Source organism: Streptomyces sp. NPDC098101, from assembly GCF_044760185.1.
GTDB lineage: Bacteria > Actinomycetota > Actinomycetes > Streptomycetales > Streptomycetaceae > Streptomyces.
On record NZ_JBIWAS010000002.1, the window covers coordinates 863,976 to 879,394 of the forward strand.

Here is a 15,419-nt window from a genome sequence, read left to right on the forward strand (position 1 = left end):
TGCGGAAAGTGGTCGTCGCGCCCTGTGATGACGTGAGCGTCAGTCGTGGGAGTGCAGAGGCTTGCCGGCCAGGGCCAGGTGGGCCTCGCCGAGCGCCTCGTTCTGCGTCGGGTGGGCGTGGATGAGCTGCGCGACCTCGGCCGGCAGCGCCTCCCAGTTGTAGATCAGCTGCGCTTCGCCGACCTGCTCGCCCATGCGGTCACCGACCATGTGGACGCCGACCACGGCACCGTCCTTGACCTGGACGAGCTTGATCTCGCCCGCGGTCTTCAGGATCTTGCTCTTGCCGTTGCCCGCGAGGTTGTACTTCAGGGCGACGACCTTGTCCGCGCCGTAGATCTCCTTGGCCTTCGCCTCGGTGATGCCGACGGAGGCGACCTCGGGGTGGCAGTACGTCACCCGGGGCACGCCGTCGTAGTCGATCGGGACGGTCTTCAGACCGGCCAGGCGCTCGGCGACCAGGATGCCCTCGGCGAAGCCGACGTGCGCGAGCTGCAGGGTGGGGACGAGGTCGCCCACGGCCGAGATCGTCGGCACGTTGGTGCGCATGTACTCGTCGACCAGGACGTAGCCGCGGTCCATCGCGACGCCCTGCTCCTCGTAACCGAGACCGGCGGAGACCGGGCCGCGGCCGATGGCGACCAGGAGGACCTCGGCCTCGAAGGTCTTGCCGTCGGCCAGCGTGACCTTGACGCCGTTGTCGGTGTACTCGGCGGACTGGAAGAAGGTGCCGAGGTTGAACTTGATGCCGCGCTTGCGGAACGCGCGCTCAAGAAGCTTCGAGCTGTTCTCGTCCTCGACCGGCACCAGGTGCTTCATGCCCTCGATGACGGTGACCTCGGTGCCGAAGGACTTCCACGCCGAGGCGAACTCGACGCCGATGACGCCGCCGCCCAGGATGATCGCGGACTCCGGGACCCGGTCCAGGGTCAGCGCGTGGTCCGAGGTGATGATCCGGTTGCCGTCGATCTCCAGACCGGGCAGCGACTTCGGCACGGAACCCGTGGCCAGGAGGACGTGACGGCCCTCGACGCGACGGCCATCCACGTCGACGGAGGTCGGGGAGGAGAGGTGACCCGTGCCCTCGATGTAGGTCACCTTGCGGGAGGCGACGAGACCCTGCAGACCCTTGTAGAGGCCCGCGATCACGTCGTCCTTGTACTTGTGCACGCCCTTGATGTCGATGCCCTCGAAGGAGGCCTTGACACCGAACTGCTCCGCCTCGCGCGCCTGGTCGGCGACCTCGCCGGCGTGGAGCAGGGCCTTCGTCGGGATGCAGCCGTTGTGCAGGCAGGTGCCGCCGAGCTTGTTCTTCTCGATCAGTGCGACGTCCAGGCCCAGCTGCGCTCCGCGCAGCGCCGCGGCGTAACCGCCGCTACCGCCGCCGAGGATCACTAGGTCGAAAACGGTGCTGGCGTCGTTCGCCACGTCACGTCCTCCATGCATGTGCGCTCGTCGCCGGTCGTCCATGACCGGGCGGCGGCTGGTGTTCGGCCGCTTATTTTCCGGCCCTGTGATGGGGGCCCTGTCCTGCCGAGAACCCATCTTCGCACTTGTTGACGGAAGGCGGGACGCGGGGCCGTTCTCCGAGACGGCCGATCCCCCGTACGGAAGGACCCGGACGGGGGAACACGACGGGTACGGCCCCGGGCGCGGAGCCCGGGGCCGTACCCGTCGCACGGGGTCAGGCGGTGCTCAGAGCTCGCCCTCGGCGGCCCGCTCGGCCAGGCGCACCAGGGTGCGGACCGAGGAGCCGGTGCCGCCCTTGGGGGTGTAGCCGTACGGGGCGCCCTCGTGGAAGGCCGGGCCCGCGATGTCCAGGTGGGCCCAGGTGATGCCCTCGCCCACGAACTCCTGGAGGAAGAGGCCGGCGACCAGGCCGCCGCCCATCCGCTCGCCCATGTTGGCGATGTCGGCGGTGGGGGAGTCCATGCCCTTGCGCAGGTCCGCCGGGAGCGGCATCGGCCAGGACGCCTCGCCGACCTCCTCCGCGATCTCGTGGATCGTGGAGCGGAACTCGTCGTCGTTGGCCATGATCCCGAAGGTGCGGCTGCCCAGCGCCATCATCATCGCGCCGGTCAGGGTCGCCACGTCGACGATCGCGTCCGGGTTCTCCTCGGAGGCGCGGGTCAGCGCGTCGGCCAGGACGAGCCGGCCCTCGGCGTCGGTGTTCAGGACCTCGACGGTCTTGCCGCTGTACATGCGCAGCACGTCACCCGGGCGGGTGGCGGAGCCGGACGGCATGTTCTCGGCGAGCGCCAGCCAGCCGGTGACGTTGGCCTCCAGGCCGAGGCGGGCCGCGGCGACGACGGTGGAGAACACGGCGGCGGCGCCGCTCATGTCGCACTTCATCGTCTCGTTGTGACCGGCCGGCTTCAGGGAGATGCCGCCCGAGTCGTAGGTGATGCCCTTGCCGACCAGGGCGAGGGTCTTCTCCGCCTTCGGGTGGGTGTAGGCGACGCGGACCAGGCGCGGCGGGTTCTCCGAGCCGGCGCCGACGCCGAGGATGCCGCCGTAGCCGCCCTTGGCCAGCGCCTTCTCGTCGAGGACCTGGACCTTCAGGCCGTGCTCCTTGCCGGCGGTCTGCACCGCGGCGGCGAAGGCGGCCGGGGTCAGGTCGTTCGGCGGGGTGTTGATCAGGTCGCGGGCGCGGTTGATCTCCTCCGCGACGGCCTGGGCGCGCTCGGCGGCGGCCTTGTGGGCCTTGTCGCGCGGCTTGGCGCCGAGCAGGGCCACCTCGGCCAGCGGCTTCTTCGCGTCCTTGCCGGCCTCCTGGTACGCGGTGAAGGCGTACGCGCCGAGCAGGGCGCCCTCCGCGACGGCGGAGACGGCCTCGGCCTCGGCGACCGGCAGGGCGAACGCGGCCTTCTTCGTGCCGAAGAGGGCGCGGGCGGCGGTGCCGGCGGCGCGGCGCAGGGTCTCCGTGCCGAACGCCTCGCCGTCCTCGGGGGCGCCGCCCAGGCCGACGGCCAGGACGACGGGGGCCTTGAGACCGGCGGGGGCGGGCAGCTTGGTCGCCTCACCCTCGGCACCCGAGGCGCCCAGGGTCTCCAGGACGGCGGCGAGCCGGCCGTCGAAGGCCTTGTCGACGGCCTCGGCGCCGGGAGCGACGATCAGCTCCTTCCCGGACTTGGCGACGCCGACGACGAGGACGTCGGCGCGCAGCGTCGCCGCGCCGGCAGTGCTGAGAGTGAGAGCAGTCACGGTGGTGAATTCTCGCTTCCATTGAGTTCTGTGGCGGTCGAGGGATGGGCCGACCGTGCCCGCCGCATCGTATTTCGGCCCGGAGAGCGCCGGGAACGAGCCTACGCTCGCTCGCCCGGTTCGCTCACGGCGGCGTTGATTCACTCATCCGTGGTGTCTCTTTCATGTTTACCGGCCAGGGTCGAGGAGCTCCCTTCACACTCGCCTCATTCACGCAAGGGCGACGCCCTCGCCTTCGCATCATCTGCAACATCTCCACAGGTCCGCCCGGTCCCGTCCCGGCCCGGCGCGGTCCTGCAGAGGGGGGAACCACCGATGGACTCCGGCCGAATCCGTACGCCCAGAACCGCGTCCCGCACCGCCCCGGGCGACCGCGCCCCGTCCCGCGCCGCCCGCCCCGGATCCCGCACGGGCCGGATCGCGGCCCTCGCCGCCGCCGCGCTGATCGCCACTGTCGTGCCGTCCGCGCAGGCCGCCACCGCCCCGGCGCCCCGCGTCGACCTCACCGTCCTGGTCGTCGACGACGGCGGCAGCGCGGTCGGGGCGATCACCGCCGAGCTGAAGGGCTCCGGCGTCCCGTACCGCAGGATCGACCTCAACGACCCGAACCGCCCGGTCGTGAACCAGGCCTTCCTCAGCGACACGGTCGACGGGCGACCCCGCGCCAAGTACCAGGGCGTCGTCCTGCCCCACGAGACCGCCTTCGGCCCCGACTCCGCCGAGCACACCGCGCTCCGGACGTACGAGCGGACCTTCGGGATCCCGCAGGTCGACGCCTACACCTGGTCCCACCCGGGCGTCGGCCTCGACTACACCAACGAGGGCGGAACGTCCGGCGTCCTCGACGGGGTCACCACCTCCGTCACCCCCGCCGGGAAGGCGGGCCCCTTCCGCTACCTGGCCGGATCGCTCACCTTCGAGGACAACGACCCGACGATCGCCGAGAGCTACGGCTACGCGGGCCGCCCCCGCGCCGGCTACACCAGCTACCTCGACCTGCCCGTCGACGGCGGCGGCCGGGCCAGCCTCGTCGGCGAGTACGCCGCCGACGGGCGCCGCGAGCTCGTCGTCACCTTCGCCTACAACCAGTACCAGCGGCAGTTCCGGGCGCTCGCCCGCGGCATCGTCGAATGGCTCACCCAGGGCGTCCACCTCGGCCAGAGCCGCAACTACCTCTCCGTCCACGTCGACGACGTCTTCGCCCCCGACGCCCGCTGGGACACCGAACTCGACTGCACTCCCGGCGACTTCGACTGCGCCGGCGACGACGGCGAGGGCACGGACCCGATCCGCATGACCGTCGCGGACGCCCAGTACGCCGCCGCCTGGCAGAAGGCCTCCGGCTTCACCCTCGACATGGTCTACAACGGCGGCCAGGGCGAGCAGTGGAAGGCCGAGCACGGCGGCTCCGACCCGCTCACCGACCGGCTCGTCGCCGACCGCGCCCAGTACCGGTGGATCAACCACACCTACACCCACCCCTTCCTCGGCTGCGTCCAGGACACCACCGTCGTGCCCTGGCGGTGTGCCACGGACGCCCGGGGCAACACCCTCTGGGTCACCCGCGCCGAGCTGTCCGCGCAGATCCGCGACAACCACGACTGGGCCGTCCGCAAGGGCATCGCCGTCGACCGCTCCGAACTCGTCACCGGCGAGCACTCCGGCCTGAGGACCCTGCCCCAGCAGCCCGTCGACAACCCGAACCTCGCCGGCGCCCTCGCCGACAACGGCGTGAAGTGGACCGGCAGCGACAACTCCCGCGAGCCGCAGCAGCGCGCCCTCACCACCGCCTCCGGCGCCGCGAAGACCGTGCCCCGCCACCCCATGAACGTGTACTACAACGTGGGCACCGCCGCCGAGATGGCCGACGAGTACAACTGGGTCTACACCTCCCGCGCCGACGGCGGCAGCGGCATCTGCGAGTCCAACCCGGCCTCCACCTGCCTCCCCGCCCCGCTGCCCCTCGCCACCGGCTACGCCGACCACATCGTCCCGCAGGAGGCGCGCACCGCGCTCTCCCACGTCCTCGGCAACGACCCGCGCCCGCACTACGTGCACCAGTCCAACCTCGCCGAGGAGCGGCTCCTCTACCCCGTCCTCGACCGCGTACTGGCCGACTACCGGGGCCTGTTCGCCCCCTCCGCGCCCCTGGTCAACCCCGCCCAGCGGGACGTCGGCACCGAGCTGACCCGCCGCACCGCCTGGGACCAGGCCCTCGCCGCCGGAAAGGTCACCGCCTACCGGATCGGCACCACCGTCACCGTCAAGGCCCCCTCCGGCGTCACCGCGCCCGTGACCGCCCCCGAGGGCACCCGCAAGAAGCTGCTCCTCGGCACCACCGCCTTCGGCACGGCCTACGCCGGCACCCGCTCCGCCTGGACCTCGCCCGAACTGCTCCAGAGCGCCGTCACCCTCACGATCCCGACCAGCTGACCCAGCACGTTCCGGGGGGAACCGCACATGCCGAGCAGTGGCCGTCACGTCACCATGCTCACCGAAGGCACCTATCCGCACGTCCACGGCGGGGTCAGCACCTGGTGCGACCAACTCGTCCGGGGAATGCCCGAGGTGGACTTCGAGATCCTCGCCCTCACCGGCAGCGGACGGGAGCCCGTCACCTGGGACCTGCCGCCCAACGTCGTCCGGCACACCGCGTTCCCCCTCTGGGGCCCCTCGCGGGGCCCGGCCGCGCCCGTCCGCGCGCGCCGGGCCCCGCGCGGGCGGGACCACCACCGCTTCCTCGACACGTACGAGCGGCTCCTGCTCTCCCTCCTCGACCCGGGGACCGGCTACGACTTCGGCACGAGCCTCTACGAGCTGGCCGCGCTCGCCCGGCGGGGCCGGCTGACCGCCGCCCTCCGCTCCGAGGCCGCCCTGCGCTCCCTGATGTGGACGTGGGCCATGCCGCACCTGCCGACGCGCGCGGCCCGGCCCACCGTCCACGACGCGCTCACCGCCACCGACCTGCTCGAACACGCCCTGCGCCCGCTCGCCGCCCGGATATCCACCGGCGGTGTGGCGCACGCCGTCTCCAGCGGACTCGCCACCCTGCCGGCCCTCGCCGCGCAGCACTTCGAAGGGGTCCCCTTCCTGCTGACCGAACACGGCATCTACCTCCGCGAGCGGTACCTCGGCTACCGCACCGAGACGCAGCCCTGGCCCGTCAAGGCCCTGATGCTCGCCTTCTACCGCGAGCTCAACACCCTCGGCTACCGCAAGGCCGACCTCATCACCCCCTGCAACCAGTACAACCGGCGCTGGGAGGAGCGCGGCGGCGCCCCCGCCGACCGCATCCGCACCGTCTACAACGGCGTCGACCCGGCCCTCTTCCCCGAGGCCGGCCCCGAGCCCGCGACCCCCACCCTCAGCTGGTGCGGACGCGTCGACCCCATCAAGGACCTGGAGACCCTGATCCGGGCGTACGCGATCTGCCGCGCCGAACTCCCCGCGCTGCGGCTGCGGTTGTTCGGCCCGGTGCCCGCCGGGAACGAGGACTACCGGACCCGCCTGGAGAAGCTCGCCGCCGAACTGGGCGTCACCGACGGCCTCACCTTCGAGGGCCGCGTCTCCGACGTCCCCTCGGCCTACGCGGCCGGCAGCGTGGTCGTGCTCTCCTCCATCAGCGAGGGCTTCCCCTTCTCCCTCATCGAGGCCATGTCCTGCGGCCGCGCCACCGTCTCCACGGACGTCGGCGGGGTGCGGGAGGCCGTCGGCGACACCGGACTCGTCGTCCCGCCCCGCGAACCGGCCGTCATGGCCGCCGCGCTCTCGGCGCTCCTGCGCGACGGCGCCCGGCGCGCCGAACTGGGCCGCCTGGCCCGGCAGCGGGTCGTCGACCGCTTCACCCTGAACCGGTCGGTGGACGGCTTCCGCCGCATCTACCGCGAACTGGCGGGCGCGGGCCCGTCCCCCCGCCCCGCCCCGAAGATCCGGACGGCCCGCCCCTCCGCCCTCCACCGCACCCCGGCGGACCTCGTGGCGGGAGGCACCCCCGCATGAGCGGCTCCCTCTGGCTGAAGCCCCCGCGGGAGGGGGCCACCCTCCCGGCGATCCCGAGACCCCGCAGGGAGGAGGCCCCGAAGACCCCGCACGCCCCGAAGACCCCGGACACGCCGAAGACCCCGCACGCGGAGAAGACCCCGCACGCGGAGAGCGCCCCGGACGCGGACCTCGCCCCCGACCCCCTCGACGAACTCGCCGAGCGGATCGACGGGTTCGTGGCCGCCGCCGTGCACCCCGACGAGGTGGCCGCGCTCCTGGAGTCCGACGGCATGACCGACGATCACATCCGGCTCACCTACGGCCGCGCCGACTCCTTCGCCCTCGCCGAGGACCTCTACGCGCGCGTGGAGCGGCGCCACCCCGCGCCGCAGGCGCCGCCCGCCGGGCCCCGGTTCGACGGCCTCGCGCACTGCCTCCTGCGCGGGTTCGTCTTCGCGCTGCCCGGCCTCGCGTACGTCCTCGCCGCCCCGCTGCTCGCGGGGGAGCAGGGCCGGTTCGGCCTCCCCGGCGGAACGGTTCCGCTGCTCGCCGGGGCCGTCACCGGCTGGGTCTGGAACCAGGCCCTGTCCCACCGCGCGTACACCTGGCTCGGTCTCGGCGACCGGCCCGCCGCCGCCCGCGCCCTGCTCACCGGGGCGCTGCCCGGCGCCCTCGCCGGGACGGGCGTGGCCCTCGCGGTCGCCGCCCCCGGCGAGACCCCGGCCGCCGTCTTCGCCGCCGGACAGGCGCTCTACCTCGCCGCCGCGACCGTCCTCCTGGTCCTCGGCCGCGAACGGGCCCTGCTCGGCGCCCTGGTGCCGCTCGCCGGAGCCGTCCCCGCCTTCCGCTGGGACCTGCCGGACCCCCTGCGGATCGGCCTCCTCCTCGCCTCCCTCACCGCGGCCGTCGCCCTCGCCGCGCTGGTCCTCCGGCCGGGCCTCCGGCGGGCGGCGGCGGGACGCGGCGGACCCCCGCGCGCGGCCTCCCTCCCGTACGGGCTCTTCGGGCTCGGCAGCGGGCTCCTCGTCCTGCACGCGGGCGTCGGCGCCACCCCGGTCGGCGGCGCGGGGGCCGTCGTCGCGCTCACCCTCTCCATGGGGCCCGCCGAATGGCTGCTGCACCGCTTCCGGGGCGAGAGCCTGACCCGGCTGCGGACCCTCACCACCGCCCGCGCGTTCCGGCGGGCGGTCACCGGCACCCTCGTCCTCTGCCTCGGCGGCTACCTCACCGTCCTCGTCTCCCTCGCCCTCGCCGTCACCCTGGCCTGGCCGGGGGCGCCCTGGCCGACGCTCCCGCGCCTGCTCGCCCTGCTCCTGGTCGGGACCGCGCTCTGGCTCGGGCTGCTCCTCCAGGCCTTCGGCGCGGTGCTCGGCGCCGCCACCGTCTGCCTGCTCGCGGCCGCCGCGCAGACCGCGCTGCCCGCGGCGGGCCCGGCGGCCGCCGGGGGAGCGGCGGCCGTGCTCGCCGTCCTCACCTGTGTTCTGCTGGTACGACCGACCGCCCATCGCGTCTAGGTGGTGTGATGACGACCCCGTCCCTCCTGGTGCCCTTCTACGAGCACCCGGCCGAACGACCCGACGCCTGGGCGGCGCTGGCCGACGCGGCGCCCGCCCTGTACGGCGTCGTCCTCAACCCGGCGAGCGGCGCGGGCCCGGCCCCCGACCCGGCGTTCGCCGAGGCGGCCGCCCGGCTGCGGACGGCCGGCGTCCGGGTCCTCGGCTACGTGGACACGGCCTACGGGCGCCGCCCGCAGGCCGAGGTCGTCGGCGAACTGCTGCGCCACCGCGACTGGTACGCCACCGACGGCGCCTTCCTGGACCAGGTGGCGACCGCGCCCGGCGCCCTCGCCCACTACCGCCGGATCGCGGTCGGCGCCCGGGCCGCCGGGGCCGCGACCCTGGTCTTCAACCACGGGGCCCACCCGGACCCCGGCTACGAGGCCCAGGCCGACCTGCTCGTCACCTTCGAGGGACCCTGGGACACCTACCGCACCCTCGACCTGCCGGTCGCCGACCACTACTGCCACCTGGTCTACGCCGCCCCCGCCGGATTCCGCCCCGCCACCCCGGTGCACTGCGCCGTCCCCGGCGCGGGCGCGCACCCCTGGGGCACCCTCCCGCACCTCCTGGAGCCCGCCCGATGAGACGCCTGGCACCCCTGCTCGCGGGGCTGCTGCTCCTCGCCACCGCCTGCACGACGGCCCCCGCCCCCGACGCCAAGCGGGCCGACGAGCGCTGGCGGCCGAAGCCCGGCCTGGCCTGGCAGTGGCAGCTCAGCGGCCGGCTCGACCCGACGGTCGACGTCCCCGTGTACGACATCGACGGCTTCGACCACCCGGCGTCCGCCGTGAAGGACCTGCACGCCCGGGGCCGCAAGGTGATCTGCTACCTCTCCACCGGCGCCTGGGAGGACTTCCGCCCGGACGCCGGCCGCTTCCCGAAGGCCGTGCTCGGCCGGGGCAACGGCTGGGAGGGCGAGCGCTGGCTCGACGTCCGCCGCACCGACGTCCTCGGCCCCCTGATGGCCGAACGCCTCGACATGTGCCGCGACAAGGGCTTCGACGCCGTCGAGCCCGACAACATGGACGGCTACAAGAACCGCACCGGCTTCCCCCTCACCGCCGCCGACCAGCTCCGCTACAACCGCCTGATCGCCCGTCTGGCCCACGAGCGCGGCCTCGCGGTCGGCCTCAAGAACGACCTCGACCAGATCCCCGAACTCCTCCCGGACTTCGACTTCGCGGTCAACGAGCAGTGCGCCCAGTACGACGAGTGCGACCGGCTCACCCCGTTCGTGAAGGCCGGAAAGGCCGTCTTCCACGTCGAGTACGAGCTGACCACCGACCGGTTCTGCCCGCAGTCCCGGCGGCTCGGCCTCGACTCCATGCTCAAGAAGTACGAGCTCGGGGTCTGGCGCAAGCCCTGCTGAGGCCGGTCAGCCCAGCGTCAGCGCCATCAGGGCCGCCGTCGCCGCGGCCTCCTCCACCGCCCCGAACACGTCGCCCGTGACCCCGCCGAACCGGCGCACGCACCGGCGCAGCAGCAGCGCCGCCGCACCCAGGGCGGCACCGGCCGCCAGGACGTTGCGGACCGCGTCGTACGGGGAGAGCAGCAGGCCCGCCCCGGCGGCCAGGACCAGGAAGGCGGCCGTCACCAGGGTCGCGGAGCGGACCGGGACCGTGGCGGCGACGATCGCGCCGAGCCCCTCGGGGCGGGCCGCCGGGACGCCGTGGCGGGAGGCGTGGGTGAGGGCGAGGCGGGCGACGGTGGCGGCCAGGACGGCGGCCACGGCCCCGTGCGCCCAGCCCTCCCCGTACAGCCGGAAGAGGGCGGCGACCTGGGCGAACAGGACGAGGACGACGGCGATCACACCGAACGGGCCGATGTCCGACTGCTTCATGATGCGCAGCGCGTCCTCGGCCGGCTTGGCGCTGCCGAGGCCGTCGGCGGTGTCGGCGAGGCCGTCGAGGTGGAGGCCCCGGGTGAGGACGGCGGGGACGGCGGCGGTGACGACGGCCGCGAGCAGCGGGCCCGAGCCGAGCAGCAGGAACGCCCCGCCGAGCGCGGCCGAGGCCAGACCGACGGTCAGCCCGGCGAGCGGGGCGCAGAGCATTCCGGCGCGCGCCGCGTCCCGGTCCCAGCGGGTGATGCGGGCGGGGAGCACCGTGAGGGTGCCGAAGGCGAAACGCAGGCCGTCCATCCGGGCAGGGTAATCGCCGGTTCCGGACGGTAGATTGCGCATAACGCCCATTTCGGAAGGGGGTGGCATGGGTCACTGGTTCTCGCGGAACATCCTCGAACCGGGGAAGCTCCCGCTGCTCCTCGCCCTGACCTCATTTGTCGTGACGTTCCTGGTCACCCGGACCATCACCCGTCTCATCCGGGCGGGGAAGGGACCCTTCGGGAACGTTTCCTCGGGCGGGCTCCACATCCATCATGTCGTGCCCGGAGTCGTCCTCTCCGTGGTCGGCGGCTTCGGCGCGGTGGGCAGCGGCCGGCACGGCGTCGGCGCGGCCGTCTTCGCCGTCGTCTTCGGGATCGGCGCGGGGCTCGTCCTGGACGAGTTCGCGCTGATCCTCCACCTCGACGACGTGTACTGGAGCGAGGACGGCCGCAAGAGCGTCGAGGTGGTGGTGCTCACCGCGGCCCTGGTCATGCTCGCCCTGAGCGGCTTCTCGCCGCTCGGCGTGAACGACGTGTCCGAGGACGAGCGCCAGGACCGGGCCGCCTTCATCGCCACCATCGTGCTCAACTTCCTCTTCATCCTGGTCAGTCTGGTGAAGGGGAAGTTCCGGATGGCCGTGATGGGGGTCTTCGTCCCCTTCGTGGCGCTCGTCGGCGCCGTCCGGCTCGCCCGCCCCGGCTCCTGGTGGTCCAAGCGCTTCTACCGCCGCCGCCACCGGGCCAGGGCCCGCTCCCGGCTCCGCACGTACCGCCACGACCGGCGCTGGACCAAGGTGCGCCGCCGCTTTCAGGACCTGATCGGCGGCTTCCAGGAGCGCGTCTCGGGGCCCGGCTCGACCCCGCCCTGACGCCGCTCGCGCCAGGAGACGACCGCGATCAGGACGAGGGCGGCGGCGATGGCCGCCAGGTGCTCCTTGCCCGCCAGGTTCGGCTTGACGATCACCTCCACGACCATCGCGAGGACCACCAGACCGCCGGTCCAGTAGGCGCGGTACCGCCAGCAGACGTAGACGGCGAGGCCCACCACGGCCGCCGACGGGCCGGTGTCGACCACGAGGGCGTCGGACGCGGGCAGGCCGAACGGGCTGTCCGGGCCGATCGCGATGCCCACGCGCGCGTAGAGCGTGCCGGCCAGCGTCGCCAGATAGGCCACGGCGAGCGTCCGCCGGCGCCCGAGGCAGATCTCGGCGATCCCGAACACCAGCAGCACCTGCGCGAGGGCGCCCCAGACCGGCAGGTCGAGCGCGGGCACGAAGAGCGAGAGGGGGGTGCGGAGCAGCGCGAGCCAGAGCGGGTCCTCGGCCCGGACGAAACCGATGTCGTGGACCGGCCCGTAGCCCCAGTCCTGGTTCTGCACGACCTGGAACAGGGCCGTCAGGCAGACCGCCGCCAGCGTCATCGGTATCGCCCGCCACCGTTTCGTGACGAGCGCCGTCCGTACGGTGGTGAACAGCGGCCCCCACTCACGGCGGGCGAACCCCCGGACGCCGCCGCCCCGGGAGGTCCCTTCCCGGGAGTCCCCGCCCCGGGAGGTCCCGCCCCGGGAGGTCCCGCTCAACGCCCGCCCTCCAGGTGCCGGCGGTGCAGCCACTTCGGCAGCCCCGGGGCCTCCAGGAAGCCCTCGGCCCGCCCGGCGGCCAGGCCGATGCGCAACAGGTCGGCGCTCTTCTCGAAGAGCATGAATCGGGGCTCCCAGATCGGTCGGTACTTGGCGTTCGCGCGGTACAGCGACTCGATCTGCCACCATCGGGAGAAGAAGCTGAGCAGCGAACGCCACATCCGCAGCACCGGCCCCGCCCCGAGCTTCGAGCCGCGTTCGAAGACGGAACGGAACATCGCGAAGTTCAGCGAGACCTGAGTGATCCCGATCTCCTCGGCGCGCTGGAGGAGTTCGATGACCATGAACTCCATCAGACCGTTCTCGGACTCCCGGTCGCGGCGCATCAGGTCGAGCGAGAGGCCCTTCGGACCCCACGGCACGAACGAGAGCAGCGCCCGCAGCTCGCCCTCGGCGTCGGTGCACTCCAGCATCACGCAGCGGCCGTCCCGGGGGTCGCCGAGCCGGCCCAGCGCCATCGAGAAGCCGCGCTCGGTCGCCCCGTCCCGCCAGTCGTCCGCCTTGCGCACCAGCGCGGCCATCTCCTCGGCCGGGATGTCCTCGTGGCGCCGGATCCGGACCTCGTACCCGGCCCGCTTGACCCGGTTGAAGGCCTGCCGGACCGTCCGCATGGCCCGCCCGTCCAGCGTGAACTCGTCGGTCTCCACGATGGCCTCGTCGCCCAGCTCCAGGGCGTCCAGGCCGTGCCGGGCGTAGATCGTCCCGGCCTCCTCGCCCGCGCCCATCACCGCCGGGATCCAGCCGTGCTCGCGCGCCTCGGCCAGCCAGGGCTCGATGGCGCCCGGCCAGGCCTCGGGGTCCCCGATCGGATCGCCGGAGGCCAGCGACACCCCGCCCACCACCCGGTAGACGACGGCCGCCTTCTCGCTCGGCGACCACACCACGCTCTTCTCGCGGCGCAGCGCGAAGTAGCCCAGCGAGTCGCGGTCCCCGTGCTTGTCGAGCAGCGCCCGCAGCCGCTCCTCGTCCTTCCCGGTCAGCGGGTCGACGGCCCGGCGGGAGCGGAAGGCCGCGAAGAGCACCGCGACCAGCAGCAGCGTGGACAGGACGTTGATGGTGACGTCCACCCAGCCGGGGGTGTCGATCCCGGGGAACCGCGAGTCGTCCGAGGCCAGCGTGACCAGGCGCATCAGGCCGTACCGCCAGCGGTCCACGAAGGTGGAGTGGCCCGGGGAGTCGTTGGTGACGGTCACCAGGACGGCCGCGAGCAGCGAGGTGACGAGCAGCCCGCCGACCGCCACGACCGCGGCGAGCAGCGGATTGGAGCGGTCGCCCTTCGCGTAGAACTCCCTGCGGCCGAGCAGCAGCGCGAGGACGAAGGCGGCGGTCAGGGCCAGCGAGACCCAGTTCTGGGCGTGCTGCCGGATCTCCGGGAAGAGCATCACCAGCGCGAAGAGCAGCAGGAAGAGCCCGCCGAGCACCAGGTTGAGGATCCACGCGGCCCGCTTGCGGCGGCGCATGGTGATCGCCAGGAAGAGGGTGAAGAGCCCCGAGGCGAAACCGGCCGTGAGCAGGTACGGGGTGAAGTAGTCGTCCTCGTTGTGGCGGCGCAGGTCCTGTCCGAACGAGACCCAGACGGCGCTCAGGAAATTGATGAACGTGACGACGCGCAGGTACCAGACGGCGAACGCGGCGCTGCGCCGTGAACGGGCGGTGGTGCCCCGGGGCGCTCCTTCGGCGGACAAACGGACCTCTCCCATGAAAAGCGATCATATGGGGCACCGCTTGCCGTGCGGCGACGCCGGAGGCGGCCGCACGCGCGTCGCGTACGGCCGCCCCGGAGACGATGTGAGTCCGCCGTCCTCCCCGTCAGGCCCCGGGGGTTCCCGGGGTGTCGCCCCCGTCGTCCGGAGTGGTCGGATCCGGACGCTCGGGCAGCTCCGCGGCGAACGCCGCCGCGGCCTGGACCAGGGGGAGCGCGAGCAGTGCCCCGGTTCCCTCACCCACATGGACGCCGTGGTCGAGCAACGGGTTGAGCGCCATCCGGTCCAGCGCCTTCGACTGCGCCGGCTCGCCGCTCACCTGGCCCGCCAGCCACCAGTCCGGCGCCCGGAACGCCGCCCGCTGCGCCACGAGCGCGCAGGCCGCCCCCACCACGCCGTCCAGGATCACCGGCATCCGCCGCACCGACGCCTGGAGCAGGAAGCCGGTCGTCGCCGCCAGGTCCGCGCCGCCGACCGCCGCGAGCAGCTCCAGCTGGTCGCCGAGGACCGGCCGGGCCCGCCGCAGCGCGTCCCGGACCGCCGCGCACTTGCGCATCCACGCCAGGTCGTCGATCCCCGCGCCGCCCCGGCCGGTCACCACCGAGGCGTCCGTCCCGCACAGGGCCGCGATCAGCGTGGACGCCGGGGTCGTGCCGCCGACGCTCAGGTCCCCGAGCACCACCAGGTCGGTGCCCGAGTCCGCCTCCTCGTCCGCGAGCGCGACGCCCAGCCGGACCGCGGCCTCGGTCTCCTCCGACGTCAGCGCGTTCTCCACGTCGATCCGGCCGCTGCCGCGCCGGATCCGGTGCCGCACGACCTCGGCGGGCAGCAGCTCCGGGTCGCAGTCCAGACCGGCGTCCACGACCCGCACCGGCACGCGCATCGACCGGGCCAGGACGGCCACCGGGCTCGCCCCGTCCAGGACAGCCCGCACCAGCTCGTGCGCGGTGCCCGCCGGGCGGCCCGACACGTCCAGCGAGGCCACCCCGTGGTCGCCCGCGAACAGGACGACCTTCGGCTGCTCGATCGCCCGCACCTTGACCGAGGCCTGCGCGGCGGACAGCCACTCGCCCAGCTCGTCGAGGCGGCCGAGCGCCCCCGGCGGCACGACGAGCCGCTCCCGGCGTTCCTCGGCGTCACGCCGTATCCCCCCGTCGGGGCGCTCGATCAGATCGGAGAAGTCGTCCAGGTTCACGGTTCCGCCTTGAAACACATCAGCGAGGGCCATCG

General features: G+C 73.5%; 12 protein-coding genes. 6 read left to right on the forward strand and 6 right to left on the reverse strand.

From position 1 onward, the window contains the following. Positions 1-39: 39 nt before the first annotated feature. Both lpdA and ACIQVI_RS10955 read right to left on the reverse strand, forming a co-directional pair. Positions 40-1,428 carry a dihydrolipoyl dehydrogenase gene (lpdA, locus tag ACIQVI_RS10950; protein ID WP_161373686.1) on the reverse strand — a complete coding sequence of 463 codons (1,389 nt, stop codon included), beginning with the start codon at positions 1,426-1,428 and terminating at the stop codon, positions 40-42. Between the two features lie 267 nt (positions 1,429-1,695). After that, on the reverse strand, positions 1,696-3,204 hold the full coding sequence (locus ACIQVI_RS10955; protein WP_351974107.1) for a leucyl aminopeptidase: 1,509 nt from the start codon (positions 3,202-3,204) through the stop codon (positions 1,696-1,698). Between the two features lie 315 nt (positions 3,205-3,519). Here ACIQVI_RS10955 and ACIQVI_RS10960 point away from each other — a divergent pair, with 315 nt between their 5' ends. From ACIQVI_RS10960 to ACIQVI_RS10980, 5 genes are read left to right on the forward strand one after another with little or no spacing between them, the layout of a single operon-like run. After that, positions 3,520-5,637 (forward strand): hypothetical protein, encoded by a 2,118-nt coding sequence (locus ACIQVI_RS10960; protein ID WP_403593829.1) that lies wholly within the window; start codon positions 3,520-3,522, stop codon positions 5,635-5,637. A 27-nt stretch (positions 5,638-5,664) separates the two neighbouring features. After that, positions 5,665-7,203 (forward strand): GT4 family glycosyltransferase PelF, encoded by a 1,539-nt coding sequence (gene pelF, locus ACIQVI_RS10965; protein WP_403593832.1) that lies wholly within the window; start codon positions 5,665-5,667, stop codon positions 7,201-7,203. After that, the gene (locus ACIQVI_RS10970) at positions 7,200-8,699 is read left to right on the forward strand and encodes a hypothetical protein (RefSeq protein ID WP_403593835.1); all 1,500 of its coding nucleotides are present in this window, start codon (positions 7,200-7,202) and stop codon (positions 8,697-8,699) included. Before pelF ends, ACIQVI_RS10970 begins: the two co-directional genes overlap by 4 nt. An 8-nt stretch (positions 8,700-8,707) precedes the next feature. Continuing rightward, on the forward strand, positions 8,708-9,328 hold the full coding sequence (locus tag ACIQVI_RS10975) for a spherulation-specific family 4 protein (RefSeq protein ID WP_351973122.1): 621 nt from the start codon (positions 8,708-8,710) through the stop codon (positions 9,326-9,328). Beyond that, entirely contained in the window at positions 9,325-10,113 is a 789-nt protein-coding gene (locus ACIQVI_RS10980) for an endo alpha-1,4 polygalactosaminidase (protein ID WP_351973121.1), read from the forward strand. Before ACIQVI_RS10975 ends, ACIQVI_RS10980 begins: the two co-directional genes overlap by 4 nt. Positions 10,114-10,119: 6 nt before the next feature. Here the strand turns inward: ACIQVI_RS10980 and ACIQVI_RS10985 are convergent, their stop codons facing one another. Further along, positions 10,120-10,926: an adenosylcobinamide-GDP ribazoletransferase gene (locus tag ACIQVI_RS10985; protein WP_403593839.1), complete on the reverse strand. Its 807-nt coding sequence runs from the start codon at positions 10,924-10,926 to the stop codon at positions 10,120-10,122. Between the two features lie 25 nt (positions 10,927-10,951). Here ACIQVI_RS10985 and ACIQVI_RS10990 point away from each other — a divergent pair, with 25 nt between their 5' ends. Next, the gene (locus tag ACIQVI_RS10990) at positions 10,952-11,716 is read left to right on the forward strand and encodes a hypothetical protein (protein ID WP_121828443.1); all 765 of its coding nucleotides are present in this window, start codon (positions 10,952-10,954) and stop codon (positions 11,714-11,716) included. Here ACIQVI_RS10990 and ACIQVI_RS10995 read toward each other — a convergent pair. From ACIQVI_RS10995 to cobT, 3 genes are all read right to left on the reverse strand, one after another. Next, positions 11,656-12,321: a hypothetical protein gene (locus ACIQVI_RS10995; protein WP_403594530.1), complete on the reverse strand. Its 666-nt coding sequence runs from the start codon at positions 12,319-12,321 to the stop codon at positions 11,656-11,658. The two genes, ACIQVI_RS10990 and ACIQVI_RS10995, sit on opposite strands and share 61 nt — an antisense overlap. A gap of 101 nt (positions 12,322-12,422) precedes the next feature. Further along, positions 12,423-14,186: a phosphatidylglycerol lysyltransferase domain-containing protein gene (locus ACIQVI_RS11000; RefSeq protein ID WP_403593843.1), complete on the reverse strand. Its 1,764-nt coding sequence runs from the start codon at positions 14,184-14,186 to the stop codon at positions 12,423-12,425. Positions 14,187-14,295: 109 nt separating this feature from the next. Next, positions 14,296-15,384 (reverse strand): nicotinate-nucleotide--dimethylbenzimidazole phosphoribosyltransferase, encoded by a 1,089-nt coding sequence (cobT, locus tag ACIQVI_RS11005; protein ID WP_351973117.1) that lies wholly within the window; start codon positions 15,382-15,384, stop codon positions 14,296-14,298. Positions 15,385-15,419: the final 35 nt, after the last annotated feature.